General features: G+C 67.6%; 16 protein-coding genes. 3 read left to right on the top strand and 13 right to left on the bottom strand.

The window, feature by feature from the left end; genetic code table 11:
- Positions 1 to 28: 28 nt before the first annotated feature.
- The 8 genes from VGK32_12045 to VGK32_12080 form a co-directional block, all read right to left on the bottom strand.
- Complete coding sequence (locus tag VGK32_12045; protein ID HEY3382495.1) at positions 29 to 1453, bottom strand: DASS family sodium-coupled anion symporter; 1425 nt, start codon at positions 1451 to 1453, stop codon at positions 29 to 31.
- A gap of 128 nt (positions 1454 to 1581) precedes the next feature.
- Positions 1582 to 3771 carry a TonB-dependent receptor gene (locus VGK32_12050; GenBank protein ID HEY3382496.1) on the bottom strand — a complete coding sequence of 730 codons (2190 nt, stop codon included), beginning with the start codon at positions 3769 to 3771 and terminating at the stop codon, positions 1582 to 1584.
- A gap of 100 nt (positions 3772 to 3871) precedes the next feature.
- The gene (locus tag VGK32_12055; GenBank protein HEY3382497.1) at positions 3872 to 4852 is read right to left on the bottom strand and encodes a M48 family metalloprotease; all 981 of its coding nucleotides are present in this window, start codon (positions 4850 to 4852) and stop codon (positions 3872 to 3874) included.
- Complete coding sequence (locus tag VGK32_12060; GenBank protein HEY3382498.1) at positions 4849 to 5298, bottom strand: BlaI/MecI/CopY family transcriptional regulator; 450 nt, start codon at positions 5296 to 5298, stop codon at positions 4849 to 4851. Before VGK32_12060 ends, VGK32_12055 begins: the two co-directional genes overlap by 4 nt.
- Before the next feature lie 33 nt (positions 5299 to 5331).
- A complete protein-coding gene (locus tag VGK32_12065; protein ID HEY3382499.1) occupies positions 5332 to 6555 on the bottom strand; it encodes a 6-phosphofructokinase in 1224 nt (407 codons plus the stop codon).
- A gap of 297 nt (positions 6556 to 6852) precedes the next feature.
- Positions 6853 to 7380 (bottom strand): hypothetical protein, encoded by a 528-nt coding sequence (locus tag VGK32_12070; protein HEY3382500.1) that lies wholly within the window; start codon positions 7378 to 7380, stop codon positions 6853 to 6855.
- A gap of 18 nt (positions 7381 to 7398) precedes the next feature.
- On the bottom strand, positions 7399 to 7542 hold the full coding sequence (locus tag VGK32_12075; GenBank protein ID HEY3382501.1) for a hypothetical protein: 144 nt from the start codon (positions 7540 to 7542) through the stop codon (positions 7399 to 7401).
- Positions 7543 to 7631: 89 nt separating this feature from the next.
- Positions 7632 to 9104 carry a PLP-dependent aminotransferase family protein gene (locus VGK32_12080; protein HEY3382502.1) on the bottom strand — a complete coding sequence of 491 codons (1473 nt, stop codon included), beginning with the start codon at positions 9102 to 9104 and terminating at the stop codon, positions 7632 to 7634.
- Between the two features lie 188 nt (positions 9105 to 9292).
- Between VGK32_12080 and VGK32_12085 the strand changes: the two genes are divergently transcribed.
- Entirely contained in the window at positions 9293 to 9637 is a 345-nt protein-coding gene (locus VGK32_12085) for a helix-turn-helix transcriptional regulator (protein ID HEY3382503.1), read from the top strand.
- Between the two features lie 36 nt (positions 9638 to 9673).
- A complete protein-coding gene (locus VGK32_12090; GenBank protein HEY3382504.1) occupies positions 9674 to 12361 on the top strand; it encodes an ABC transporter permease in 2688 nt (895 codons plus the stop codon).
- A gap of 13 nt (positions 12362 to 12374) precedes the next feature.
- On the opposite strand, the gene VGK32_12095 is transcribed toward VGK32_12090, so the two are convergent.
- Both VGK32_12095 and VGK32_12100 read right to left on the bottom strand, forming a co-directional pair.
- Complete coding sequence (locus VGK32_12095) at positions 12375 to 13955, bottom strand: hypothetical protein (GenBank protein ID HEY3382505.1); 1581 nt, start codon at positions 13953 to 13955, stop codon at positions 12375 to 12377.
- A 96-nt stretch (positions 13956 to 14051) separates the two neighbouring features.
- Positions 14052 to 15710: a mechanosensitive ion channel family protein gene (locus VGK32_12100; GenBank protein ID HEY3382506.1), complete on the bottom strand. Its 1659-nt coding sequence runs from the start codon at positions 15708 to 15710 to the stop codon at positions 14052 to 14054.
- A gap of 98 nt (positions 15711 to 15808) precedes the next feature.
- Between VGK32_12100 and VGK32_12105 the strand changes: the two genes are divergently transcribed.
- Positions 15809 to 16714: a polyphosphate kinase 2 family protein gene (locus VGK32_12105; protein ID HEY3382507.1), complete on the top strand. Its 906-nt coding sequence runs from the start codon at positions 15809 to 15811 to the stop codon at positions 16712 to 16714.
- 27 nt (positions 16715 to 16741) lie between these two features.
- Here VGK32_12105 and VGK32_12110 read toward each other — a convergent pair whose 3' ends face one another.
- The 3 genes from VGK32_12110 to VGK32_12120 all read right to left on the bottom strand — a co-directional run bounded on the left by VGK32_12110 (position 16742) and on the right by VGK32_12120 (position 20720).
- Entirely contained in the window at positions 16742 to 17098 is a 357-nt protein-coding gene (locus tag VGK32_12110) for a hypothetical protein (protein ID HEY3382508.1), read from the bottom strand.
- Between the two features lie 127 nt (positions 17099 to 17225).
- Entirely contained in the window at positions 17226 to 19577 is a 2352-nt protein-coding gene (locus tag VGK32_12115; GenBank protein ID HEY3382509.1) for a winged helix-turn-helix domain-containing protein, read from the bottom strand.
- 126 nt (positions 19578 to 19703) lie between these two features.
- Positions 19704 to 20720 (bottom strand): hypothetical protein, encoded by a 1017-nt coding sequence (locus VGK32_12120; GenBank protein ID HEY3382510.1) that lies wholly within the window; start codon positions 20718 to 20720, stop codon positions 19704 to 19706.
- Positions 20721 to 20724: the final 4 nt, after the last annotated feature.

The following is a 20724-nucleotide window of genomic DNA, read 5'->3' on the forward strand; positions in this document are numbered from 1 at the left end:
GGCCAGCCGGAGGCCGGTGCCGCGAGGTTCACGAGACGGGCTGCATTGGATGCAGCAGCATGAGGTACGGGATCCCAATTCCCAGGAGCGCCGCGAGGAAGATCGCCCCGAAGATCAGCCCCAGCGTCCAGAACTCCTTGCGTGACACGAACCCGCTCGCGTAGAAGACCGGCGCAGGACCGGTCGCGTACGGCGTGAGGATGCCCATGACGCCCAGCGAGTAGCACAGCAGCAACGCGAAGGCGTTCACCGGCATACCGGGCACCGCCACGCCCGCCGCGAGGAACATCGGGAGCATCGCGGTCACGTGCGCGGTGATGCTCGCGAACATGTAGTGCGTGACGAAGAACACGGCGACGAGTGCCGCCATCACCAGTGTGGGCGGCAGACCGCCGAGCAACGCGGCCGATCCGCGGGCCAGCCACCCGACGAATCCGACCTTGTTCAGTCCGTCCGCCAGCCCCACGAGCGTCGCCAGGAGCACCAGCACGTTCCACGCGTCCTTGTGACCGACGATCTCCTGCCAGGTAACGATCCGGAAGGCGAGCATGAGAGAGATGACGAGGAGTGCGGCCGTCGCAGCTTCCATCAGCTCGCCGCCGAGGACCCACAGCGAGATCGCGACCAGCGCGAGCCCGCCCATCGTCCATTCGCCCCGCGAGACCCTGCCCATTCGTGCGAGTTCCGCGCCCGCCCACTCCGGCACTTCGTGGCCGCCGGTCACGGTCGGCGGGTAGATCTTGTAGACCAGCCACGGCAGCACCGCAATGAACAGCAGTCCGATCGGCAGGAAGCCGATGACCCACGTACCCATCGAGATGTCGTGTCCGATGGTCTTCTCGACGAGGCTGACCGCCAGCAGGTTCGGCGCCAGGCCGGTGAGGAACATCGAGCTGGTGACGGCCGTCGCGGCGAACTCGGTCCAGATGATGTACGCACCGATCCGGCGCGCCGTGGGTCCAGGATGCGAATCGTACAGCGGGGGAATGTTGCGGATGACCGGAAACACCGTGCCGGCGCTGCGCGCGGTATTGGAGGGGGTGAAGGGCGCGAGCACGACGTCGGCAAGCATCACCGCGTACCCCAGGCCGAGCGTGCGGCCACCGAGGCGGCGCACGAGCAGCAGGGCGATCCGCTTGCCCAGACCGGTCTTCTGGTAGCCGAGCGCGAACGTGAATGCGGCGAACACGAGCCAGACGGTGCCGTTGGCGAAGCCCGAGAGCGCCAGCTTCAGCGAGGCCTCGGTATCGGGCGCCGCGAGGCGCGACGCCGCCATGAGCGCCATGCCCACGAAGCCGACGCCGGCCGCGGGAATCGGCTCGAGCACCAGCCCCGTCACGACACCGGCGAACAGCGAGAAGTAGAGCCAGGCGTTTCTGGTGAGGCCGGCGGGCACGGGCAGGAGCGCGAGCGCGATCGCCACGCCCATCGGCACGACGGCCCGCCAATTCACGCGCGCGTGCCACGGAGCGGGACGATTGGAAGGATCACCTTCGGTCAGTGTCGCCATAGGCCGGGAAAGCGTAACAGATTTCCCAGCCTATGGCTCGACAGTGGGACGCCGCGCCGTGCACTCGGCACCTATCTACCGAGGACCAGCCTGACCCCGAAGAACAACTCCCTCGTCGGTCCGGGCTGGTAGGAGTTGCCGTCCGGGTCGGGCTCGCTGAAGGCGATGTACTCGGTCGCCAGCAGATTGCGGACCGACAGCATCACCTCACCGCGCATACCGTCCCGCTTGCCGAAGCGGTACGCCACGCGCGGATTCACCAGAACGAAGCCGTCAGTCGACGCCACGTTGGTCTGATCGACGTACGACAGGCTCTGCGCGAAGAGGTTCAGCCCGAACACCCAGTTGTCGGCGTAGACGTACTCGGCGTCGAACGCGAACTGGTGCCGCGGAGCGTTCGGCATGACCTTGTCGGTGAACTCGCCGAACAGGCTCTTGATGCTCGTGTACTTGAAGTCGTTCCACGTGTAGGCGAGCCGCAGGTTGATGTCGGGACGCGGCACGTAGCCGAGCGCGGTCTCCAAACCGTAGCGCCGGCTCGACCCGGCGTTCTGGTAGAAGGTCTCGAGCGGCCGGTTCTTCACGCGATACCGACCGAAGTCGTTGTCCGTGTTCACGTGAAAGAACGCGACGTCGTACGCGAACCCGTTCGCGCCGCCGCGAACGCCGAACTCCTCGCCCCGCGACGTCGCCGGCACGAGGCTCAGGTTGAACCCGCCCTGATGGTCGGGGTTGTTCGCGAGCTCCTCGGTGGCGGGCGGCAGGAACCCCTGTCCCCACGACGCGTAGACGCCGATGTCCGCGCGCGGATTGTAGGCAACGCCCAGGCGGCCCGTCGTCTTCCCGAACGACGCCTCGCCCGAGAGATCCACACCTCCGGCCTCGAGCTTGTCGGTCAATTCGTTGCGGATCCGGTCCAGGCGCAGGCCGACGGTTGCGCTCCACTCGGGGTTGAACTCGACGCGGTCGAGCAGATAGAGGCCGATCCCGCGCTGGGTGATGTCCTGGTTCGACAGCAGTTCCGGCCCTTCCTTCGCGCCGCCGAGGTTCGGATGGCGATACTCGCCGATTCCCTGCCAGTCGATGTCGGCCCCGATCGAGAGGTGGTTCTTCACCGGCGCGATGTCCGAGTGCATCGTGTACTGCACGTTGCCGCCCGGCGAGTCGTAGCTGCGATGCTGGACGGACGAGGGCACCGATTCCCACCACCCGGTGCGGCGGTAGTAGACCGCATACGACACCTCATGGCCATCGGCAATCTTCGTCTGGCCCGACAGGCCGGTGGTGAAGCGGTTCGTCCGCTGCCCCTCGTTGTAGGTCAGCGCGTCCGGGTTGGCCATCCGCCGATCCTGCGCCAGCCAATCGAGGTTCAGTCCCTCGGCGTTGTCGTTGTAGAAGTGCGTCCCGGCAACGATGAAGGTCAGGCGGGTCGAATCGTTTGGCCTGTAGCCCAGCTTCCCATAGGCGTTGAACGCGTTGAACTGCGTGTGAACACGGTACCCGTCACCCGAATTGCCCGACACGGACATGCGGTAGTTCATCCGGCCGCTGGTGCCGCCCACTTCGGCGACCGGCTTGTAGAACGAATAGGCACCGGCATCCAGGCCCAGCCTCACGTTCGGTCCTCCCTGGCCGCCGTCGCGCGTCGTGATGTTGACGACGCCGCCCGACGAACCGCCGCCGTATAGCGCCGACGCCGATCCGCGCAGCACCTCGATTCGCTGCACCGTCGCCCAATCGACGTCGAACAGATCCGGCGCGAAGCCCGTCGGATCGTTGAGCGGCAGGCCGTCGAGCAGCACCTTGACGCCGCGAATCCCGCGCTCGGTGAGCAGCCCCTGGCCCCGGATCGACAGGTGCACGCGCTCGCCATCGGCCTGGTTGTCGACCTTCACCCCGGGCACGAACTGCAGCGCCTCTTCGGCGCCGATGCCACGCGGCATCGACTCGAGTGTCTCTCCGGTGATGACGGTCGTGGCGGCCGGATTCTCCTTCAGCGGAATTTCCATGCGTGGAGCCGTGACCACCACCTCGACATCCACGCGCGGCAGTTGGTCGGGCTGCTGCGGGCTGGCGATCGCGGCAGGCGTTGTGCCTGGCGCCGTCTGAGTGGCGGTTGCCGGCTTCGTTCGATTCTGCTCGGTTCCGGTGGGTGGCGCCTGAGCGAACGCGGTCGAAGCGGTCACGACGATCACCGCCGCGGCAAGCGAGGCCGAGCGCCCTGCGCTCGCGAATCGGTGAAGAAGACAGAGATCCGACATGGTGAAATCCTCCCGGGGAGCGGACCGTTGATTATGATTCCCGGGCGGTGTGCTACTACCAGCACTCGTAGACAACGGCTCTGGGCCTCGGGTTTCAGCCTCAGGGAAGCAGCCGGACCAGCCCTTCGGTCGCAAGGTGGGTCGTGAACCAGACGGCCTCGGCGGCGAGACCACTGAGGACGACGACGACGATCACGATCGGAATCGACCATGCGCGCGGAAGGCGGGAGTCGTCGCGCAGAATCGGGCCGCTGAGCAAGCGCTCGACACGCGCCGACAGCAGCGTTCCGTCGTAGAACCGGCTGCCGGCGGTTGCAACACCCGGCGGCGTGAGGCGCGCCACCTTCAGCAACGCGGAGGCCAGCGACAGGGCGCGTCGCGGGTCGCCGGCTGCGGCGCGGGCGTCTGCTGCAAACTCCATCGCCGCGCGCCACCGCTGCTCGATGTGGCGGCCGCCAGTCGTCCATCTCAACAGGTCCGGGCAGCAGGACACCAGCGCGCGTTTCACGTTGTCCCGGCTCTCCCGGTGCGCCAACTCGTGGGAGAGCCCGACGGCGAGTTCGTCGGGTGTCAGCGCGTCCACCAGACTCCTCGAGAGGAACAGGCGCGGACGTCGAATTCCCACGAGCGCGAGGACGGGAGCCGGATCGGTCAACCAGTGGAAGGAACCAGGGAACCTGTCAACGGGCGGCTGACGTGTCTCGTCGCAGCCGGCCGCACGCCATGAGTGTTCCATCTGCCGCGTCGCGCGCAGGTCGCGAAGTGCGCGTCCCGCGGTCGTCGCGAGGATCGCGGCACCGGCAGCCGCCAGGACCATCAGGCAGACGCCCGCGGTTTCTTCGACGCCTTCGGGTTCGAACCGCCACTGCGCCGGCAGGAACACGAGGAGGATGAACCACAGCGAGGCCATACCCGGCAACAGCCGGAGGACGAGCAGCGCGCGCGGTGTCGAGGCGAGATGCGAGGGGATCGCGCCGCGCTGGCCGCTCCAGCCCAGGAAGGCAATCAGCCCGGACAGGCCGATGTTCACCGCCCCGAACCAGGCGAGCACGAGCACCAGCGTGAATAGCGCTTCGTTCACGGCTCTTCCCGTTTCCGCATCCGGCGGCGTTTCACCTTGACCAGTCGCTCGAGTTCGTCGAGCAGCGCCCGATCCCGATCGCCGACCGCCTCGACGAGATTCGACAGGAACGGCAGCGGCGCGGACCACTCCCCGGAGAGCACGCCCGAGACGAGATCGCTGGCCACCATCTCATCGAGTTCCTCGCGTGTGGCCGATGCCGAGTAGACGAAGGCCCGCGACCGCTTGGTACGGGCCAGGAGCCCTTTTCGAAAGAGCCGATCGAGCGTCGTCATGACGGTCGTGTACGCGACCGCGGCATCCAGGTGCGCGGACACGTCCCGCACCGTGACCTCGCCGGCCCGCCACACAATCTCGATCACCTGCTGTTCCAGGTTTCCGAGCCCGGCCCGCACGAGATTCCTGGGCGGCTTGAAACCCCAGAAAAGGAAACCGTTCTTACGCATGTCCCTCTGAAACGGAAGACGGAGGTTCTCCGGCTACCCCTGCGCCGTCGGCCTCGTCACCCTGACGCCCGGCGCGATGAGACGGTCGAACTGCGCCAGCGGCCCCATCAACGGCCGCGCGTAGCTCTTGTACGATTCGTCGATGTCGTTCCTGCCTTTGAGGAATTCCTTCGGCAGCGGCTTCGTGTTGCCTGCCACTCCCTCGAGCGGCGTCAGGAAGTAGTCCACCGAGTAGTCGCCGGTCCGCCGGATGGCTACCGATCCGTTCCTCTTGCCGTGCACCGCGAAGTGGACGGCCGTCTCGCCGACGTCGCGTGCCTCGCTCGCGTCCACATCCGAGATCACGCCCAGGTACGACCGCTGCAGGTAGCCGAACGTGTCGCAGCGAACGCGGGTGATCTTCAGGTGTGCCTTCACCGCGTCCGACAGCGCGTCGCCGAGCGTGCTGCGCCCCGACAACTGCAGGTTGCCGAACGGGTCGCGCTCCTCCGCCGCGTTCAGCTTGAGCAGCATCGGCTCGCCGTCGTCCGCGACGATGCCCTCGCAGACCGCGGCGACGCAGCGGCCGTGCTGGGTGTAGACGCGGTCCACGTCCGCCAGGAAGCGCTCGATGCTGAACGGCGCCTCGGGCACGTAGATCAGATGCGGCCCATCGTCCGGCCACCGGCGCGCGAACACCGACGTCGCCGTCAGGAACCCGGCGCTTCGTCCCATCACGACGCCGACGAACACGCCAGGGATCGCATAGTTGTCGAGGTCGAGGCCGGCGAAGGCGCTCACCACGAACTTGGCCGCGCTGCCGAAACCCGGCGTATGGTCCGTTACGAGGATGTCGTTGTCGATCGTCTTCGGGATGTGGATGACGCGAAGGTCGTACCCCTTCTGCTCCGCGAAGTTCGCGACGATGCGGCAGGTTTCCGCCGAGTCGTTGCCGCCGATATAGAAGAAATAACGAACATCGTGGCGCTGGAAGACCTCGACCATCCGCTCGCAGTACGCGGCGTCCGGCTTGTCGCGCGTCGAGCCGAGCGCCGAGGACGGCGTGATGCCGACCATTTCGAGATTGTGGGTGGTGGCCTGCGAGAGGTCGAGGAAGTCCTCGTTGATGATCCCGCGCACCCCGTAGCGCGCGCCGTAGACCTGGGTGATGAACGGGTACTTGCGCGCCTCCAGCACGACGCCGGCGAGGCTCTGATTGATGACCGCCGTCGGGCCGCCGCCCTGTGCCACCGCCGCTTTGCCCTCGAGTCTCAGCATGAGTCCATCCTTCTCGTGACTGGGGATTCGGAGTATCACCGAATCGCGGGTGGACTGCAAGTCGGAGCCGTCTCGGCTACACCTGCGAAAACACCCTGACGCCAAGCTGCAACGTCAAGATGCCAAGCGGCGGAGCTGGCTGGAGCTTCCCCCGAGGCGTCGGACCGTCAAGGCGCAAGATGCTCCGCAAGCCACCACCTCAAGATCCATCTCAGTACCCGACCCAGAAGGTAGTACCCTGGTCCGCCTGGCCGCCAATCCGACTCCGGCCCGGCGGGGTCGGCTGGTCAGGTCAGGTCAGGCCATGCCGGCCGGCACGAGCACGATCGCCTGGTGCGCGGGACCTGGCTTCGCAGCGCCGGCGATGTTCATGAAGTGCAACGGCCGACGACCGTCGCGCGCCAGCGTCTCGGCGAGACCGTCGGCCGAGAGACGCGCCACGTCGCGTAGTCGCAGGCGCATCGACACCGGGCCGATCGATCGCAGCAGCTTGCGATCGAGGTCGCTCGCCCACCTGTCGTCCGCGTTGTCGGGCCCGAGCTTCTGCAGGTAGGTGGCGATGGCCGGCAGCACGTGGCCCGACGCGTCCATCACCGAGCGCATGACGATCGAGCGCCGGGACATCCAGCGCAACACGAACGCGGGGAGCCGGCTCGTGCGCGCGAAGCCTTCGAGCGTTCGACGTTCGATCTCCGCGAGCTCATCGGCAGACGGATCGAGATCGAAGGCGGGATGCGTCACGTCGATGACCGGCAACTCCATGCCATGGTCGGTGATGGCGTAGCTGATTCCGGGTGCCGTTCGCTGTACGGGAATCCGAGCCATACCCGGCTCCTCCCTGGCTCAGAGCCATTTCTGCATGTAGACCACGTCGAATTCGCGCCCGTGTTCCTCGCCGATGCGTCTGAAGCGCCCGACCTCCTCGAACCCGAGCTTGCGAGAGAACGCGAGGCTCTGAGTGTTCAACGAGGAGATGCTGGCCATCAGCGTACGGAGTGAAACAACAGGTCATGTGAGGTCCTCGCCGCCCGGGCGGAGTGCCGCCCTGCCGCATGTCCGCCCTGCCGGCCGCGCGATCATCCCCGGATGGCCCGGGCCAGGCGGCGACATCCTTCGTCGATTTCGTGCACTTTGGCCTTCGCGATCGACAGGCGGAAGCCCACGCCGTTCTGCGGCGTGCTGAAGAAGTGGCTGCCCGGCGTGACGGCGACGCCCTCGCGATGCGCCCGCTCAACGATCTTCGCTTCGTCCGACGCCCGCGCGCCGTTCACGCGAAGCCAGAGCGTGCACCCACCGACCGGCTCGGTCCACGCGACGCGGCCGGCCGGCATCCGCAGTTTCAGGCACTTGAGCAGCATCTGCATGCGGCGGCGGTAGACCGTGTGCAGCCGGCGAAGATACTTCTCGTAGTGGCCCGCTTCGCAGAAGCGATGCACGGCCGCCTGATCGAGCGTGCTGCCCGACAGGATCGAGCACCGGTTGAGCGCCACCAACCGTCGGATGCATTCGCGATCGGCGGCAATCCAGCCGACACGGAGGCCGGGGAAGATCACCTTCGAGAACGTGCCGACGTAGATCACGATGCCGTGCCGGTCCATCGACTTGATGGGAAGCACCGCCTTGCCGAAGTACTTCATCTCCTCCTCGAAACCGTCCTCGAGGATGGGCACGGCGTGCGCCTCGCAGAGCGACAGCAACCGCTCGCGGTGCGCCTGGCTCGTGGTGATGCCGGTTGGATTCTGGAAGTTCGGCATCGTGTAGAGCAGCGCCGGAGGTTCGCGGGAGAACGCTGCCTCGAGCGCCTGCAGATCGAGGCCGTCGGGAAGGAGCGGGATTTCGACGGCCCGCAGGTCCAGGACCTGCAGCAGCGGGAGGATGAGGGCGTAGGTCGGAACCTCGATCGCGATGCTGGCGCCCGGTCGCGCGACGAGCGTCAGCACGAGCTCGAGCGCCTGCTGCGCGCCGTGCGTGATGAGGATCTCGTCCGGAGAGACGGTGACGCCGTGCCCCCGCAGGCGGCGCGCCAACACCTCGCGCAGCGGCGCGTAGCCGGCTGGTTCGCCATAGTCGAGCAGGGACGCCCCGTGCTGCAGCAGCACGTGCCTGACCGCGCGGCGGAGATCGTCGACCGGACAGAGGCTGGTGTCGGCCGTGAGATTGGCGAAGTCGATACGGCCAGTGCCAGCGGCGGCGGGGCGTGGTGAGGCCGCCAGGCGCCGGCACGCGTCGCGCACGCCCGGCGCGCATGCCCGATCCCAGTCGACGAGGGGCGGGGCCGCCACCCTCGATCCCGACAAGGGCCGCGCGCGACCGCGAACCGTCGAATACGACCCCTGACGACTCTCGAGGTAGCCGAGCGCCCACAGTTCCTCGTAGGCTCGGCAGACCGTGGAGCGGTTCACACCGAGCGTGCCGGCCAGCGTCCGGCTGGGCGGCAGACGACTCCCGGCCACCAGCGTGCCGTCATCCACGAGCGTGACGACGCGGTTGGCAATCTGCTTCCAGACGGGGTCGTCCGCCTGGCGATCGACGGTCAGCAGCAGCGACATGGTGGCTCGGTCGAACGCCGCATTCGGCGGTCGTCCAATCCAGTCAACGATACGTTGTGGAATGGATGGCTGCAACAGCCAATTCGCGGCCGGCCTGGAACAGCCAATCATCACGCCCCCCGCTGCTCACGTTGCGGCGGATACGCTTGCACCAAAGGGTCGGCGTGCGATATATATTGTGACGATATATGTCCACATCACTCCTTTCGCGGGAACTGAAGCGTGGCAGCACCGAGATGCTCATCCTGGCGCTCGTCGAGGAACGCCCGCGCCACGGCTACGAGATCGCCCGGTTGATCGGCGAACGGTCGCAGGGCGACATCACCTACAACGTCGCCTCGCTGTACCCCACGCTCTACCGGCTCGAGGATCGCGGGCTCGTCGAGGGGCGCTGGGTGGAGAAAGCGGGCCAGCGGCGCCGCCGCTACTACCGGATCCTGCGGGCTGGCCGGAAGGTCCTCACGAGCCAGCGCGGCGTGTGGGAGAACTTCTTCGTCGCGCTGGACCGGGTGGCCAAGCTTCGTGAAGCATGAGGACAGGCGTCTCGTCCGTCCAGGAGGAGCGCAACGATGGACTGGAACTCACGAGTACGTGCGGCCTTCGGGTCGTCGGCGCCGTCCGACGACGTCGTCGAGGAACTGGCACAGCATGCCGCCGCGGCCTTCGAGGCGGCGCGGGCGGAGGGCCTTGACGCCGACACGGCGGCGCGCGGCGTCGAGAGCCAGATTGACGCCTGGGCCGGAGACGAACGCGTCCGCACGCGCCGGCCCCGTTCGGTCGCCGCCGTCGAGCCGCCGCCGGCATCCGCACCCTGGCTCGCGGGCGTTGGCCACGATGTGCGCTACGCCTGGCAACTCCTGCGGCGCCAGTGGGGCCACACGCTCGTCGTCGGCCTCACGGTGGCGCTCGGCGTCGGTGCGTCCACGGTGCTGTTCAGCGTGGCGTACGGCGTGCTCGTGAAACCCATCCCGTGGCGGGACGCCGGCCGGCTCGTTCGTGTCTACGAGACGCGCCAGGGCAGCGCGAAGCCGCCCACCTTCTTCACGAACGCGACATACCTGGCCTGGGCCGACCATCCGGCGACGATCGAGGGGATCGCCGCCTGGTCAACCGATCTCCTGACGCTGGTGGGTGCCGGGGAGCCGGAACGGATCCGCGTCGTGTCCGCGTCACCGGAGTTGTTCCCGCTGCTCGGTGCCACGCCGGCGCTCGGCCGCCTGTTCACGACGTCGGCCGACGGCGCGCTCGACGAGAAGCAGATCGTGCTCTCACATGGCTTGTGGCAGGCCCGCTTCAACGCGTCGCCGCAGGCGATCGGTCGCGTCGTGCGTCTGGACGGCGAGGACTATCACGTGGCGGCGGTGATGCCCGCCTCCTTCGCGTTCCCAGATCGCGAGATTCGGGCGTGGGTTCCGTTCCAGGTCCGGCCGGCCGTTGTCCCGGGCAAATCCGGCGGCGGGCTGTCGATGTTCAGCGCGCTGGCGAGGCTGCGCCCTGGCGCGACCGCCGCACAGGCCGCCGCTGAGGCGTCTGCGCGCGGCAACCACGCGCCGGATCCCGGCCTGGTGGTGATGGCGGTGTTTGGAAGTCGCGGCGCTGTCCAGGTCAGCGCCGTGCCGTTCCTCGAGTCGATGACGGGCGACGTCCGCCCGGCGCTCATCGTCTTTCTCGTCGCGGTCGGCCTGCTGCTCGTCACCGCGACGGCCAATGTCGCCAGCCTGCAACTGGCCCGCACGACGGCGCGCCGGCGGGAGATTGCGATTCGAAGCGCGCTCGGTGCCGGCACCGGACGACTGGCGCGGCAACTGCTCATCGAAAACGCGATCCTCGGGCAGGTTGGCGGGCTGGCTGGCCTGGTGCTGGCCGCGTGGCTCGTCCACATCCTCCCGTCGGTGCTCCCCCCCGACTTCCCAAGGCTGGCCGACATCGGAATCGACTGGCGCGTCGCCCTGGTCGCCGTCGCCCTTTCGCTCACGTCCAGTCTCGGCTTCGGTCTGGCTCCCGTGCTCCATGCGCGCCGTGTGGACCTCGCGGGCGCCCTGAGCGAGGACAGCCTCTCGGCGGTCGGCGCCGGCCACCGCACGACCACGGCTCGCGCCCGTCTGGCGATCATGGTCGGCCAGGTCGCCGTCGCCTGCGTGCTGCTCGTGGGCGCAGCGCTTCTGGTCCGCAGCATGGTCGCCCTGCTCGATGCCGACCGCGGGTACGATCCGACGAACGTGCTCACGGCGAGACTGTCGCTGCGCGACGGCGCCTACCCGGGCGAGCGTCGCGTCGAGGTGCTCGACCGCCTGGTGTCGCGACTGAGGGCCGTGCCGGGTGTGAAGGCGGCCGCCTACGCGTCGAACCTCCCGCTCGTCAGCGGCAACGTCCTTCTGGCGGCGTTCCCCGTGCCGGCGCGCAAGGGTGGCGGCATGGTGCCGGCGCACGCCACGGTTCGCCACGTCAGCCCGGGCTACTTCTCCGCACTCGGCCTGCGGGTGGTCGAGGGACGCGCGTTCATCGACGCCGACACGCACGATTCGAAGGAGGTCACCGTCGTGAATCGTGCATTCGCACGCCAGTACCTCGACACACCGGCAGTGGGCGTTCAACTGCCGGGGCAGAAGGCGCCGCGCGAGGTCATTGGCGTGATCGAGAACGCGCGCTTCGGCGCGGTATCCGACGTCGCCCAGCCGGAGGCCTACGACACCGTCCACCAGGTCAAGGGCGGCTTGCTCTTCGACACGCCGGCGATCGTCGTACGGACCGCCGGAGATCCCACCCGTCTCGTGCCGATCCTGCGGTCGTTCGTCCGCGAGCAGGACGCCACGCTCGCGCTCGACTCCGTCATGACGATGGAGGATCGGGTGTGGAACAGCCTGTCGAAGCCGCGGTTGTATGCGCTGCTGCTCGGCGTGTTCGCCGCTTTCGCGCTGACCATCGCGGCCGTCGGCCTGTTTGGCGTGCTGTCCTACGGCGTGTCGCTGCGTGCCCGCGAGATCGGCGTCCGGACCTCGCTCGGCGCCACGCCGTGGGTGATCGCGCGGCTCGTGGTCCGACAGGGGCTGGCCGTGACCGTCACTGGTGCGGTGATCGGCCTGGCGTTGTCGGCGGCGGGTGCCCGGTATCTGTCGAAGCTGCTCTACGGGGTGACGCCGTACGACGCGGCGACGTTCGTCCTGGCGCCGGTGCTGCTGACGATCGTCGCCCTCATCGCGTGCCTCGTGCCCGCCCGGCGCGCCGCCCGCGTGGATCCCGTGAAGGTGCTGCGGTAACGACGAGGGTCGATTATTCGATCGCCGCCTGGATGAAGCGCGTCAACTCCTGCTTGGCCTTCACGAGCGCCGAGTTCTTGAGATACATCATGTGCCCGCTCTCGAAGAAGGCGAACTGGAACCGCTGGTTCAGCGCGCCGCTCGGGTCGAGGTGCGAGATCGTGTAGCGCGCGCTGAAGTAGTCGGTGGCGCCGTCGAAGTAGCCTTCGAGGATCAGCACCTTGAGGAACGGGTTCTGCGTCATCGCCTTGCGCAGCAGCTCACCGACGCGCGTCTCCGGATCCTGGCGCCACGGCCTGACGTTGCCCCAGATGTAGTACTTGTCGTCGCTCTCCCACTTCAACTCGTCGCGGAAGTAAGTGTGCAGCGCCCCCGCGAACGGACCATCCCAGTTCCACATGGCCGGGTCGCCTTCCGGCGCCTCGCCAGACGCGTCCCGATCGACGCCGGTGTAGCGGCTGTCCAGGCGGCCCACGGTGAGGCCGCGGTCGCGCAGCAGCTCCTTCCAGAATCGCTGCCGCTCGATCCTGATGTTGCTGTGCAGGATGAACTCCGGCGAGAGGCCGGTCAGCCGCGCCAACTGCCTCGCGATCGGCGCCCGCTCCTCGGTCGTCAGCAGCCCGCCCTTGAAGAGCGCCACCTGGTACTCGTTCATGGCGAACCGCTCGGACTCCGCCAGCGCCTCGGCAAGCGGCCTGGCCTGCAGGTCCGCCGGGAGCTTCTTGTGATACCACGCCGTCGCCGTCATGTAGGGCAGGGCCGTCGCGTAGCCAAGATCCGCGCCCCGCTCGAACCCCAGGTTCGTCATCGACACCAGGATCACGCCGTTGAAGTACATCTGGTGCTGGCTCTGGAGGTAGCCCACCAGGCCGGACGCCCGCGTCGTGCCGTAGCTCTCGCCAATCAGGAACTTCGGGGACTTCCACCGGGACTGGCGCATCGTGAACACGCGGATGAAATCACCCATCGCCGCGATGTCGTCCGCCACGCCGTGGAACCTGTGCGGATCCTCGCCCGCCGCCATCCGGCTGTACCCGGTGCCGATCGGATCGATGTAGACGATGTCCGCGATGTCGAGGATCGACTGCTCGTTGTCGTTCAGCCGGGACGGCGGGCGGACCTGAAATCCGTCGTCGTCGTACACGACCCGCCGCGGGCCGGTGAACCCCATGTGCATCCAGACCGACGCCGTTCCGGGCCCGCCGTTGAACGAGTAGACGATCGGCCGCTTCGCGACGTCCGCGACGCCGTCCTTCGTGTAGTAGACATGGAAGAAGCTCGCCACGGGCCTCGACCGCTCGTCGCGCAGGACGAGCGTGCCCGCCGTGGCGGTGTAGGCCACGGGCTGGCCACCAATGCGTATCGTGTGGTGCGTGACGGAGGTGCGCTCCGCCAATTCCGGCACCGGCGCCTCATCACGCGGCGATCGTGCCGCGGCGGATGCCGCATTTGGCGCGGGGGCTGCCGGACCCTGCGCGCCGAGCGCGGCGGGCCGCTGCGGGGGCTGCGCGGACGAGGGCACGGCGATCGTCAGACACCAGACGACGGCGGACAGCAGGACTCCCGGAACGACGCGATGACCATGACGTACCACGACGCCTCCTTCATGACTGTTGGGGCCAGCCGGGCGATTATACGGCGAGCACGGACCCGCACCACATCCTTTGGGCTGCCGCGTGGCGACACCGTGTCACCGTCTTGCGGCGTCAGCCGGCGGAGGAGCAGCCACCGCGTGCGGCGACTCGAGTCCACCGTCCTTCGCGACGTACATCGTCTGCGAAGGAAAGGCGAGCGCCGTGCCGCTGGCGGCTATCACGTCCATCAGCCTGAGGAGCAGGTCCTCTTGCACGGCCAGGAACGTCTCGTACTCCGTCGTCATCACGTAGGCGAACGCCTCGACCTCGAAGCCGCTTGGCGCCAGGCGCAGCAGGCGTACGCGGGCGGTGGACTCCTCCACCTCCGCGTGCCGATCGAGCAGTTGGCGCATCCCGGCTACCACGAGCCGCAGTTGCGCGAGCGTCGTCTCGTAGCGCAGTGTGAAGGTCTGCTGGAAGAGCAGTTTGTCGCGCGCGGCGAAGTTCTCGAGGCTCATCGTCGCCAGGTCGGCGTTCGGAATGGAGATGATCGTCCGCGCGAGCGTGCGGATGCGCGTGGAGCGCAGACCGATGTCTTCGATCGTCCCCACCATCGTGCCGACACGGCAGAACTGGCCGATGCGGACCGGGCTGTCGCCAATCACCATCATGCCGCCGAAGAGGTTCTCGAGGGTCTTCTGCGATGCCAGGGCCACCGCGATGCCCCCGACGCCGAGGCCCGCCAGCACCGGCGTCATGTTGACGCCGACCAGCTTCAACAGCCCAAGCCCCCCGATGATGACAACTCCCACCTGCAGCAGCCGGCTGGCCAGCCTGAGCGGCGCGATCTTCTCGGTGGTGCCCTGGCGCTCGAGCGGCGCGATCCACCGCCCCATCAGATGCCCGACAATGCCCACGGCCAGCCACGTGAGCGCACCCGCGATGAGGAGCGCGCCGAAACGCTCGCCACCGTAGCGCTGTTGCAGTGTGAGCAGGTGCGGCGCCGCCGCACGGGCGATGATGCCGAACAGCAACCAGCGCCAGGGAGCGACCAGGGCGGGGTGGCGGGCACCAACGCCCCCGCCGAAGATCCGCGTCGCCGCCGGCTTCAACGCCCAGTTCCCGAGCCGCGCGAGCAGCGTGGCCATGATGAACGCCACGCCGCAAACGGCAACCACGAAGATCCACGACCACAGGCGATACCATCCGCCCTGTCCCTGGCGAAGCGAAGCCGGCAGGTATTCCTCGACGGCGGACGGCTTGTAGTCCTCCTGAAATCGGGGCACCGCGTGGAGCGTCTCGGGCGCGAACAGCCAGACCGGCGGCTCGTCCGCACGGCGAACCCGCACCAACAGCACGTTGAGTGTCCCGCTGTCGCCGTCGATCGTACCGATCAACTCGCGATCCTTGCCGAACCGTGAATCCCGTTCCCCTTCGGGGTTTCGGCTGATCCGGCCGAGGTCCACCGACAGGGCGCGATCGAGGAGGATCTTCAGCTCCTGCGCCAATTCCTCGGCCTGGTCCTCCGGGAGCTTCGTGTCGAGGTACTTTGCCGCCCGAGACAGGTCGCGCCTGCCCACGGCGTCGAGGAACCCCGTGACCGTCCCGGCGGGTGTCTGGCGTCCAAGCGGATCGGCGAACATCGTCGGCTGCGCGGCCGGTGCGGCTGCCTCGCTCCTGCCGCCAAGACTCGGTATGAGCCCTTGTGCGAGAACCGTGGTCGCGGCAGCGACCACGATGACGAGTGCGACCGGGAGTCGTGTTCGCGGCTTCACAGACTGCTCCTTGGAAGGGCGGGCCAGCGCGGAGACTCGTAGGGTACTACGTCCGGCAGGAGGCGTGGTACCATCGGACCAACGAAAGGACCAGAACCATGGCGCTGAAGTTCAGGGACATCCGGGATCTGTTCCAGGTGAGGCCGAACCGCCGGGTGCGTATCAGGGACTGCGCGACGCACTGGAAGGGCACTGGCGATTTGCGCGACCTGGCCAAGGACGACCTGAAGGCCGAGGCCCAGGCTTTCCTGTCGAAGAACCTCGAAGCGCTGGCCGACGCGCAGGAACGGCTCTATGCCACCGGCCGCCACTCGCTGCTGATCGTCCTGCAGGCGATGGACGCGGCCGGAAAGGACGGCATCATCAAGCACGTGATGTCGGGTGTGAACCCGCAAGGTTGCGAGGTCTTCAGCTTCAAGAGACCGTCCGACGAGGAACTGGCGCACAACTACCTGTGGCGCTACACCAAGGCGCTGCCGGAGCGCGGCCGCATCGGCATCTTTAACCGGTCGTATTACGAGGAGGTGCTCGTCGTCCGGGTGCACCAGGAGATCCTCGAGCGGCAGCGGCTGCCGCCCGGCAAGCGGAACGAGAAGTTCTGGCAGGCCCGCTACCAGGACATCAACAACCTCGAGGAACACCTGGCGCGGAACGGCACCGTGGTGCTGAAGTTCTTCCTCCACGTCTCCAAGGGCGAACAGAAGCGGCGGCTGCTCGACCGACTCGAGGATCCGAGCAAGCACTGGAAGTTCTCGGTCGCGGACCTGGCCGAACGCAAGTGTTGGAAGGACTATCAGCAGGCGTTCGAAGAGATGCTGAACCACACCAGCACGAAGCACGCGCCGTGGTGGGTGATCCCGGCCGACAACAAGTGGCTGGCGCGGGTGCTCGTCGCGTCGATCACGACGAGGACGATCGAGGAACTCGACCTGCAGATGCCCGAGATGAGCGAACAGCAGAAGCGCGCGCTCATGCAGGCCAAGCGTCAGTTGTTGGCGGAGTAGGGGCGGGTCTGAGACCCGCCTCGCGGGTCAGCTTTCCAGGGGACGCCGCCGGTTCCTGCCGTGGACGGCTTGGGCAATCGCCAGAACCCACGGGATGACGGGATGAGCCGGATCGTAGGTGCGGCGAACCTGATGAATCTGGCGGAACACCTGGTCGACCTGGGTGTCGAGCGGGATACCGGACTCCGGGAGGCTGGCCAGGTACCGTCGAACGTCGGGAGCGAGGATCGCGTACAGCCGCAAGAACGCGTTCCTATCGCCGGACTGGTACCCCTCCATGTCGTGGCTCAGCGTGTTGAGAGCGGCCTCGGTGGGCAGGCTGGTGTACGCCCCGAGACCGACCATCGACCGAAACCCGAATCGGAGGTGTTCGACCAGAGTCATGACGCGCCCCTCGCTTTCGCGTGATCTCACCGATCACAGCATACGGAGGGGCGAGAAGAACGTCCTTACCGCGCGGCTCGATCTTTCCTCGGCAATTGATCGGTTCGTCAATCACTCCGGGAGTGATCTACCGCCCGCTTTCCTTCCGGGCCTGCAGAAGCGCGGGAATTCCCGCATCCGCGTCTTCCAGAAAGATGAAGAACTGGTCGTAGGCCTGGCGGCTGCCGGCCGCGTCGCCGGCCTTGGCGCGGGCGCGGGCCAGCTGCAACCAGGCCATCGGGTAGATGACCTGGCTTGGTACGATCCCGCGGTGCGAGGTGAGGCGCTCGAACTCGCGAACGGCCTCCGCTGGACGGCCGGCGCCCAGGAGAATCAGGCCTCGCACGTAGGGCGGAAGGCCACGGAACTGCGGGGCGAGGTCGTAGGGCCGGAGCGGCGCCATGAGTTCCAGGGCATCGTCGGTCCGGCCCTGTTGGTGGGCGATGAGCGCGCGAGCGATCGGCCTCGAGTCGGGATCGACGCCGGCCTCGAGGTCCGGAAGCGCCTGGTACTCGCGGACGAGTCGTTCTGCGGCGTCTGTCTGCCCGGCCAGGCCCAGGGCGACCGCGGACCCAATCAGCGCGTGGCCGCTGCGGTTCGATTGAAGGATCGACGAGGTGATCGCGACGACTTCGGTCGTCCACCCGAGAAGTGCGCGACCGCGGGCTTCCTCGAAGGCAAGGGCGGCGGCGAGCGCCCGGTCGCCCCGGTCGCTGGCGCGCGTGCCACACTGGCGCCATAGGCGCGTCGAGGTTTCCACCTTCCCGCCGAACATCGCCATCCCACCCTGGTGACGCAGGAACGCCGATTCGGCAGCCGGTGTCGCGGCGGCCCATTCGAGCTGTCGCCTGAGCCCGTCGATGTCGCCCTGCACGAAGGCGATGTCCGACAGCACCAGGCGGGTCTGCACGTTCTCGCGTTGACGGGCAATCAACTGCTCGCCGGTCTGCTTTGCCTCGTCGAAGCGGTTGAGTCGCAGGAGAACCTCGGCCACCGTCGCGGTGGCCAGTGCATTGTCGGGATCCAGTCGGAGCGCTTCCCGCCCCTCGGCCAGTGCCTGGTCGAAGCGGCCAAGCTGCCCGTACAGGGACGCCAGTCCGACGCGCGGAACGGGACTGCGCGGAAACGCGTCGCGGGCCGCTTCGAGCGGACCAGTTGCCCTGATGGGGTCGCGGGCCACCCAGTGGTAGTAGTCCGCCGTGATGTAGAGGCGCTCGACGGCACTCGCTCGGTCCCGCAGCGAGTAGGCTTTCTGCAGGGCATCGAGCGCCTCACCGTAACGCCAGAGCGCGAGGAGCTGGGAGCCGAGCTTGACGTAGGCCAGCGCGAAGGTCGGGTCGAGTTCGACGGCGCGTTGATAGAGCCGAACCGCCTCCTCGTCCTGACCGCGCCCCTGCGCGCGCTCGGCGAGCGACAGTTCGTTCAGGGCTTCGATGGACGAGGTCGTCGCCTGCACGATGGGCACGTCGTTGCGCCGAATCGAGGCGACCGACTCGCCGAGGTGCCGGCGGATGCCGGAGACCGCCTGGCCGAGGCCGGCCACGACCGCCTCCTTCCCGTCCACCTCGAGTTGCTGCCGCGCCAGGACGTCCCCGGAGCGACAATTCAGGCCCTCGACGCCAATCAGATAGTGACGGCCGAGCGGCGTCAACGACACCACGAGCACCGCCTTGGCGCCGACGCGTTGACAGGCCTCCATGGCTATCGCACGGGTGATGGTGGCGTCCGGCGCCTGATTCATGAACCGCAGTTCGTCACGAATCCGCTGCTCGGAGACGACTCGCAGGTAGGGAGACTGCTCCAGTTGAACGGCCAGCGCCAGGCGCAACGCCTCGTCGAAGACCCGATCCCCCGTACCGTTCTCGACCGCGAGAACGACGGTGTCTTGTTCGCCAAGCGTGGTTCGCCAGGCGTACCACCAAACGGCGGTGGCCAGCGCCGCGACGAGAACGAGGGCAGCGCCAATCCATCCAAACCGTTGTCGTCGGACGAGTGCGGAGGCCCGCGACCGCTTCCCACCGACGAGTGGCACGGGCGTCCCGCCGGTCACAGGTGGCCCGCCGCCCGGTAGCGGTGGCGTCCCGCCCGCGAGCGGAGGTTCGGCGTTCGGTGGCGGGGGCGTCCCGCCCGCGAGGGGTGGCTCGCCGTTCGGTGGCATTGGCCACTCGTCCGCCATCGGCACGAACCGCACCGGCGCGATCAACCGGTACCCCCGCTTCGGAATCGTCTCGATGACCCGCGAGTCTTGCGGGGCATCGCCGAACACCTGGCGGAGTTCGGCCACACATCGCGTCAGCCCCGACTCCGCAATGAACTGCCCGGGCCAGACGGTCTCGAGGATCTCGTCCTTGCTGACCGTCTGCCCGGCACGTGACGCCAGGCAGACGAGCAGGTCGATCAACTGCGGACGCAGCCGCGTGACCGCGTCACCAACGCTCACACGCCCAAGGCTCGGCTGTACAAGCCAGTCCCCGATTGTGAAGTCATCGGCCGTTGGTGGCCGTTTGGCTGGCCGGTCGGTCAGAGTGGCCTCCACCGCGAACGAAACGACGTTCTACCCTCGTGCCTATCGCGCCGGCTGATCGGGAAACCGCGCCCGAAGCCACACCAGCACTTCGGCGGATGCCGTCACCCGGCTGCTCCACCCCGGCGTCATGAACAGGTTCTCGTAGCGCACGGTCACGAACCTCTCCATCGACTCTGTCGCCCGGTAGAGATACAGGGGGTAGTTGTACACGGGGGGCAGTTGCACGGTCTCTGCTCTCGGCACGGTCGCGAGGATTGCCCCGGCGAGCGCCACCTGGTGCAGGTACACCTCGGTGCTCAGATCGCGACGGCAGATCTCCTTCACCGTCGGGTCGATCGCCAATTGCTGGAAGCTCTCGAGCCAGCGTCGGAACACCTTCCGCTCGGGCCTGACGACGACGAGGCCGGCGCTGAAGTACGCGCGGATCTTCTCGGCGTCGAACGACGTGACCACCGGAAACACGGCTCGCTCCGAGATCCCGAGCCTCTTGTAGACGACGCTCCACAACTTGTCGGGAGGTTGCCCGTACGGCGAGCCAATCAACACCTGGTGCACCGGCACGTAGCCGACGCTCACCTCACGCGCCAGGATGCAGTCGGCCGGTTCCTTCAGAACGATCGTGTCCGGATCCATCCGGATCAGCAGGTCGCACGCCGAGTCGAGATCGATCTCGGCCTGCGCTGCGGCGAACACCTTGCCGGCGTACGGGAGCGACGAACCCTCGCTCCGAACGCGGACCTGCCGCAACTCCACCTCGTTCACCTCGAAGCGGTGCAGGAGCACGGGGTCGGGAGCCCGCAATTCAGTCGGCACGTAGACGCGGATGCGGGCCGAGCGCCACCTGCCGCCGAACGTCCGAACGCTCTCGGCCAGGGCGAGGGCCGCGCGGCGTTCGGAATCGTTCTTGGCAAACGTCACGAACACCACGCGCGACGGATCGATTGCGGCACCAACAACGGTGGGAATCGCAGTGCGGGAACCGGCGGCCGCCAGACTGGCGGCCAGCACGACACAGACCAGGACAACAGACGAAATGCGCACAGACGTCGCCTTCATACCA

The sequence above is a fragment of the Vicinamibacterales bacterium genome (genome assembly GCA_036504215.1).
In the GTDB taxonomy this organism is placed as follows: Bacteria; Acidobacteriota; Vicinamibacteria; order Vicinamibacterales; family Fen-181; genus FEN-299.